This window comes from Holospora elegans E1, assembly GCF_000648275.1.
GTDB lineage: Bacteria > Pseudomonadota > Alphaproteobacteria > Holosporales > Holosporaceae > Holospora > Holospora undulata_A.
On the sequence record NZ_BAUP01000149.1, the window covers coordinates 1 to 5,786 of the forward strand.

The 5,786-nt window shown below is 33.7% G+C and carries 4 protein-coding genes; 2 read left to right on the forward strand and 2 right to left on the reverse strand.

Annotation, left to right across the window (positions count from 1 at the left end):
- The first annotated feature begins 317 nt into the window (after positions 1-317).
- Positions 318-551 carry a transposase gene (locus HE1_RS05940; RefSeq protein ID WP_035545739.1) on the forward strand — a complete coding sequence of 78 codons (234 nt, stop codon included), beginning with the start codon at positions 318-320 and terminating at the stop codon, positions 549-551.
- Between the two features lie 504 nt (positions 552-1,055).
- Here the strand turns inward: HE1_RS05940 and HE1_RS05945 are convergent.
- Positions 1,056-1,268 (reverse strand): hypothetical protein, encoded by a 213-nt coding sequence (locus HE1_RS05945; RefSeq protein ID WP_035545699.1) that lies wholly within the window; start codon positions 1,266-1,268, stop codon positions 1,056-1,058.
- A 341-nt stretch (positions 1,269-1,609) separates the two neighbouring features.
- Between HE1_RS05945 and HE1_RS05950 the strand changes: the two genes are divergently transcribed.
- Positions 1,610-2,995 (forward strand): hypothetical protein, encoded by a 1,386-nt coding sequence (locus tag HE1_RS05950; RefSeq protein WP_035545702.1) that lies wholly within the window; start codon positions 1,610-1,612, stop codon positions 2,993-2,995.
- Positions 2,996-3,523: 528 nt separating this feature from the next.
- On the opposite strand, the gene HE1_RS05955 is transcribed toward HE1_RS05950, so the two are convergent.
- Positions 3,524-5,416 (reverse strand): lytic transglycosylase domain-containing protein, encoded by a 1,893-nt coding sequence (locus HE1_RS05955; RefSeq protein ID WP_206537261.1) that lies wholly within the window; start codon positions 5,414-5,416, stop codon positions 3,524-3,526.
- Positions 5,417-5,786 lie beyond the last annotated feature (370 nt).

Sequence of the window (5,786 nt, forward strand, 5' to 3'; positions counted from 1 at the left end):
GGAGAATGCTTGATCACCAGAAAAATTCGCCCCCCCAAGCACGCATCAGTTTATTAAACCAATTTAAGGAAATCTTTGGGGTCGATAAAATTCTCTCCTTTTCAGCTGATCGCGAATTTGTGGGCAAAGATTGGATCACTTATTTGTGTGACAACAAGATCCCTTTTTTATCCGTATAAAAGACAATCCATTGGCCAACTTTGGCACCTCTAAAAAGCCTTTGAAGGATTTTTTACTCACCTAAATACGGACGAAAGCCGCCATCTGTATAACATGCTGGATGATCCTAGGGGGGGCCGTAGGTAAAAAGATTAAAGATGCGTACCTTGTCATTTGCCCAAGATAAAGACCGGGTACTAAACAAACAAAGATGGGACATTGAACGGCTGTTCAGAACTATGAAAACGCAAGGGGTCAACCTTGAAAATACCCATATGAAAGATTTGGGAAGACTTTCCAAACTTATGACCATTGTCGCTGTTGCTATTGTATACGCTTTTATAACAAGCCTTACACAAGAACACAAGGGGACTCAGGTGGATCAAAGATAAACTCTTATTCTTTGATTTCAGCGATCTTTTAAACTACCTGAAAAAAAGTGAGGGGGAGTATGGAGTATATTAGAAAAATTCAGAAAAGCTCTTCTGGATTTTTGATTAGCAAATCTTGCAAACCAATGGCGGTGTGGAGCGTTATTTTGTTCAATGAAAAACGTTTTATCTTTTCCCTGAAAGAGGCGGGGGCTTGGAATAATTTTATTAAAACTTGCTTAACGACCTGAGCAATAAAATTAAATTTTCCATTTTTTTAATCGTTCAAAAAGTCGTTTGAATGTTTGATTCGAGTGATTACAAAATTTTCAATCGATAAGCTGTTTTCCAGCACGATCATAGGATTTAGAAATTCAAGCTTTAGAAATCTAAGCTTTAAAAATCCAAATTTTTGCTTCTTTTTTTAAATAATGCCAAAATTCATCGATTTTCTTGACAATACCTTTGTCTTCTGGGGATGGCTCAACTTTTGCGCATAGCTTTGATTATAAGGTGCCAGCCCCCTTAAAAACAGCTGTCGTGCTGAAACAAAAACTCTGAGCAATTCGGTTCATTGAAAGGTCGCTTACGTATAAAACGAGGGCTTGGAGCTTGTTTTTCTCGGGCACCCCCGAGTTTACATGAAATTTTTTCTATATTTTTTACATTTGTACCGCTTCCCTCCTCGAACAAAACCGCTTTTAAAGCACTCCGAACATTCTCAAAATTTACATACAATCATTTTTAGAGACTTTTAAAAGACTTCCTTTACCAATTCTAACAAAAAATATCTTTAGTTAAAAACTTCAAAAAAATCTTGATAATACAAATAGATATTCCCCTACCATATCATCTAAAATATTAAATCAGTAATCAAATATATAAAAAATTTATTTTTTTATTTTATCATAATAAGGAATATTCTAACATCAATTAAAATGAAAAAAATATTTTTATTTGTTTTTCTTTTAAGTTCTTGTGCACATGCTGATGAATACAATATTAATCTTTGGATGAGAGAAATACAAGGAAACATCGCCGACTCATTTTTCAATGAAAAACTCTTTTCCCTAAAATCAGTGGGACCGTCCCTCCTAAAAAACTATAAAGATATCGATTCCGATGTTGATTATGTAAAAAAAAGATTAAACCATGTGTATAGTGTCTTGATTGGCGCAAAAAATTTTTTAAGTGGTATAGTTGAAAACTCAGAAAAATTACCTCAAGAAGTTCTGAAATCCATAACCTTCGAAGAAACAAAAAAATTTAAAGAATCTTTCGTTGCAGATCTGAAAAAAGCAATCGGCAGTACAGACGTTACTAGATCGCTTGTTAAATATCCAACCGAAGAAGAGCTTAATAAGGCAATTGCTAGTGGTGTGTATCCAAGCGAGGAAGAGTTTAAAGAGGCAACTGAATTATCTAAACAAAAAGTTGTCGATTTTTCTAAATTTGAGGAAATTTTTTCTGAAACAGTCAAAACTCGAATTTTTTCTTTAGGGAGCCAAAGCTTAAAAGGTCGAAATTCTTCAGACAGAAAAACTACACAAAATTTTGCTCCTGAAGATTCTTCATCTAAAAATCCATCCCCTTTTGATACGCAAAAGCCTTTCCGATTTAAGACAGCAGGATATCCAAATGCTTCTTCTGGAAGTTTTTCCCCTTTTAATACGCAACCGCTTCCCCGATTTAAGACAGTATCCAATTTTGGTACGCTAAAACCTTCCTTTAATGCTCCAGCACAATTCAACACGGGATCTAAGCAAAATTTTAATATGAATTCCAATCCAATAAAACCTCTCGTCTCTTCTCTTATCAAGAATATAGACCGATTTATACCTCAGATTAAAGCTTATGAAGGTATGAATGAGGTCGCTCAATTTGTTTCAAGGGTATCAGACCAAGTGTTATTAGGAAATAAATCTAATCAAGCAAAAGCTCCTGACTTGTCTGAGTACCAAAAAAGTGAGGATGTTGCCAAAATTTTAAACCATCAAATACAGTCGCTAAAAGTTAGTTTTGAAGACCTTAAAAAATTTATTTTGAAAAAACAAAGAAATTTTGAAAATGATAAACATCATACGGCTTCAAGTTTTTTAAATTTTATCGCTCCAGAATTTAAATCCGAATTAAAAAATGGAAGCATAACTTTTTCTAGTGAAAAATTTAACCTGTTGAAAAAACAAATTTTCGAAGTTTTGTTTTGTGTCTGCACAAACTCTGTTCAACAACTTTCTGATCCCATCATTAAAGACAATAAAGGAAACGCTCAGCAATCTTTGGATGTTTTCGGAAAAGCCTCAGATTGTTTAGATGACTGGAATAGCCATTCTGGAGAGGGTGAAGGCAGTAAAATTACTTTTGATCAATATCTTTTTGACTATACATCTGAGTCCCAAAGAAAGCAACTAGTTGATTTGGTCGAAGAGATTCAAAAAATAACAATGAGTGCTTTGGAAAAATAAAAAAGCATCCTATAAATTTTTATTTATAAAATTGTTATAAAAATGGATTAAAGTCACTAAAAAAGAATCAGTTTTATTTTCTCTTTTTCCTTAGACTTTTTTCCATTTTTGCTCTATCAACACAAAGTTTAAATTAGGAGTATAGCAAAGATCAGAAGAAAATTAAAGGGAAAAACTTGCTCGAATCTCTAAAAGACAAGATAATTAATAGGTCTGTAGAGGGAATAATAACTTTTTACTCCCATAGCCACCAGAAAATATCGCTAAAAAAACTCTTGACCGCTACAAAACGATAGATTAGGCTCTGTATCAAATGTTTTGATGAAATTCACCGTGGTTAGGGAAAATTTTTTTACTATTTAAATCTCAACTTAATTTTCACAAAAAAGATTTTTCTAAATGTACGTCCAAAAAGAACGATAGTTCGGAAAACGCTATCCGGCAGTTGCCATTAAAAATCTAAAACAACCAACATCCACAAAAACTTTGATAGGGATTATTAAATTCTGCTTCCCTAAGCGTTACATTTTATAACGCTAAAAGTTTCTCCATATCATGGTACTTTAAAGCACGCCCCTGCATCCAGCGATACACACAATAAAACGAAAGAATTTTACAGACATATTGACGAGTTTCTTCATAAGGAATACGCTCAATCCATAAACACGTGCGTAACATAACGTCGTTCTCGTAAACTGGATATAAAGTTTTGTACCACTCTTTTAACTTCCTGGATCCCACGTTGTAACTAGCAATACTTAATACGTAATTTTGTCGATGTGACGCTAATTTTTCCTTTATTTCTTCAATTCCCAAGCTCATTCCATAAGTAAACTCTTTCATTCGTCTTAAATTATAGGGAAGCCCAGCTTTTTTAGCATATTTAGCAATATCAAACGGCATAATCTGCATGACACCTAATGCTCCCTTAGAACTAACAACATAGGGAGAAAAACACGTCTCTCCCAGAGCAATAGACCATATTAAAGCAGGATCAGGAAAAGGTCTTGGAAGCGCGCACGTAGGATAAGCAATAGGAAAAACATATTTTGCTCTATGCGCTGAGAGTTTTCGCGCCAAATAAATAGCTTCTGAAGGAAATTGTTTGTGTAAAATGTTAACAAAAGTCCAGCACTCCTGGATAGAGCTGAAGTGATCAATTAGGTCATCCAACAAACAGTTTACCAAGGATACGTTATTAACAGGAAGTTTCTGATTTTCCTTATCTTTTAAAATATTTAACAAACTTTCAATTACACGAGACTTTCCAAAAGATGAAGGAGAGGTAAACTTCATGACTAATGTTCGCTTTAATCTTGTCAGCGCCATTTGGCCGTAAAACAAAAAGGGATATTTTGCTGCTTCTTCAAAATACGTACGAGATTTTTGCACGTTACATTGTTTTTGGCAGCATACTCCACACCAAAATGCTGCTTTTACATAATATCGCTCTCGCAACATTGAAGAAATTATTCTTGGATCTTCCATAAAAGACTGCTTCATCATATAGGAAAAATGCTTTAACGCTTCTTTCCAGTTATTCAAATGAACTTGGACCCACCCTCCTATCCAACTGTTTTCTATTGGAAAAATTCCATTACTTTTTTCTGTTGTGCGAATAATCTTAGCAGCTTTTGTATACCATTGACGTGCTAAAGCTGAATCGCGCTCAGCTTCGCTAACGTTCCCTTTTTGAAGCAGGTCTCGAACTAAAGATCTTGCTGCGCTAAACCCTGCATACGTTGCTTGAGGATTAAAAGTATACTTTTCTGATAAAAGATCGTTCTTCCAACGAAGCCAATACTGATAGGCCACTTCTAGCTGATCTTTTCTCAATAAAAAACGAACATAAGCACGTCTTAGTATTGGCATAAAATAAGCTCGGTGGGATTTACCGTGAAACAGAGCTAGCCATTTACCATCCAATCCCAAAAGACCTGTTGCAATACGCAATTCGTGGTTAGGATGAAACTGATTTTTTAGTAAATTAATTGTTGATTGCGCGCTTTCAATCAAAGGATTTTGAGGAGAATTAATACTCAACAAGTAAATAATTTTATGTTCGTGGTCTCTGACAGAAAGTACTTTAGACCAAATGTTCAAAAAAGGTCCACAAAACTTTATTGGTACTATTGTTTCTATCCAAAATTTTCTTATTGCCTTTTGATGAGGAAAAAGATCTCGTCCGTACCTAGAAAGAATTTGTCCATATCGGATCCACCCTTGTACTGTCTGGGGAGGAGAGTTTCTGAAAAATTTTAAAATTTTAATAGAATCACAATTATTCGAGAGAAATTTAGACTCTTTTTCTTTTGTAAGCTGAGCTTGAGTTTTTTCGAAAAGATGTGAAGAGTTCGGAGATGAAGAAAATTTTTTATCATTTGCACAGGCACAACCAAAGGAAACAAAGCATATAAGCAATAAATACATTTCTAAATTTTTCAACCTTACGCGTACATAGTAGTATAAAATATTTTTTTATAAAAATAAAACGTTTTTTTTACTGAAATAAAAGAAAATAAATAATTGATTTTTTAATTTTGGTTGAATTTATAATAAAAAAATGAAGTGTTTTGTAGTAGACCTTCCGAAAAAGTATAAAATATTTAAGAGATATCTTGATATTGTGCAGTGAGGTACAAGATTTCTAAAATCGTTGTATAGATTTATATACTCATGCTGAATGAAATAGTTTAAAAGTTTAATTTTATGTGTTAATAATTTTTTTTATGCAAAGATTTCTGAAAGAAGAAGATCGTGTTGCGTTAAGAACGCAGCAGATAGGATTAAG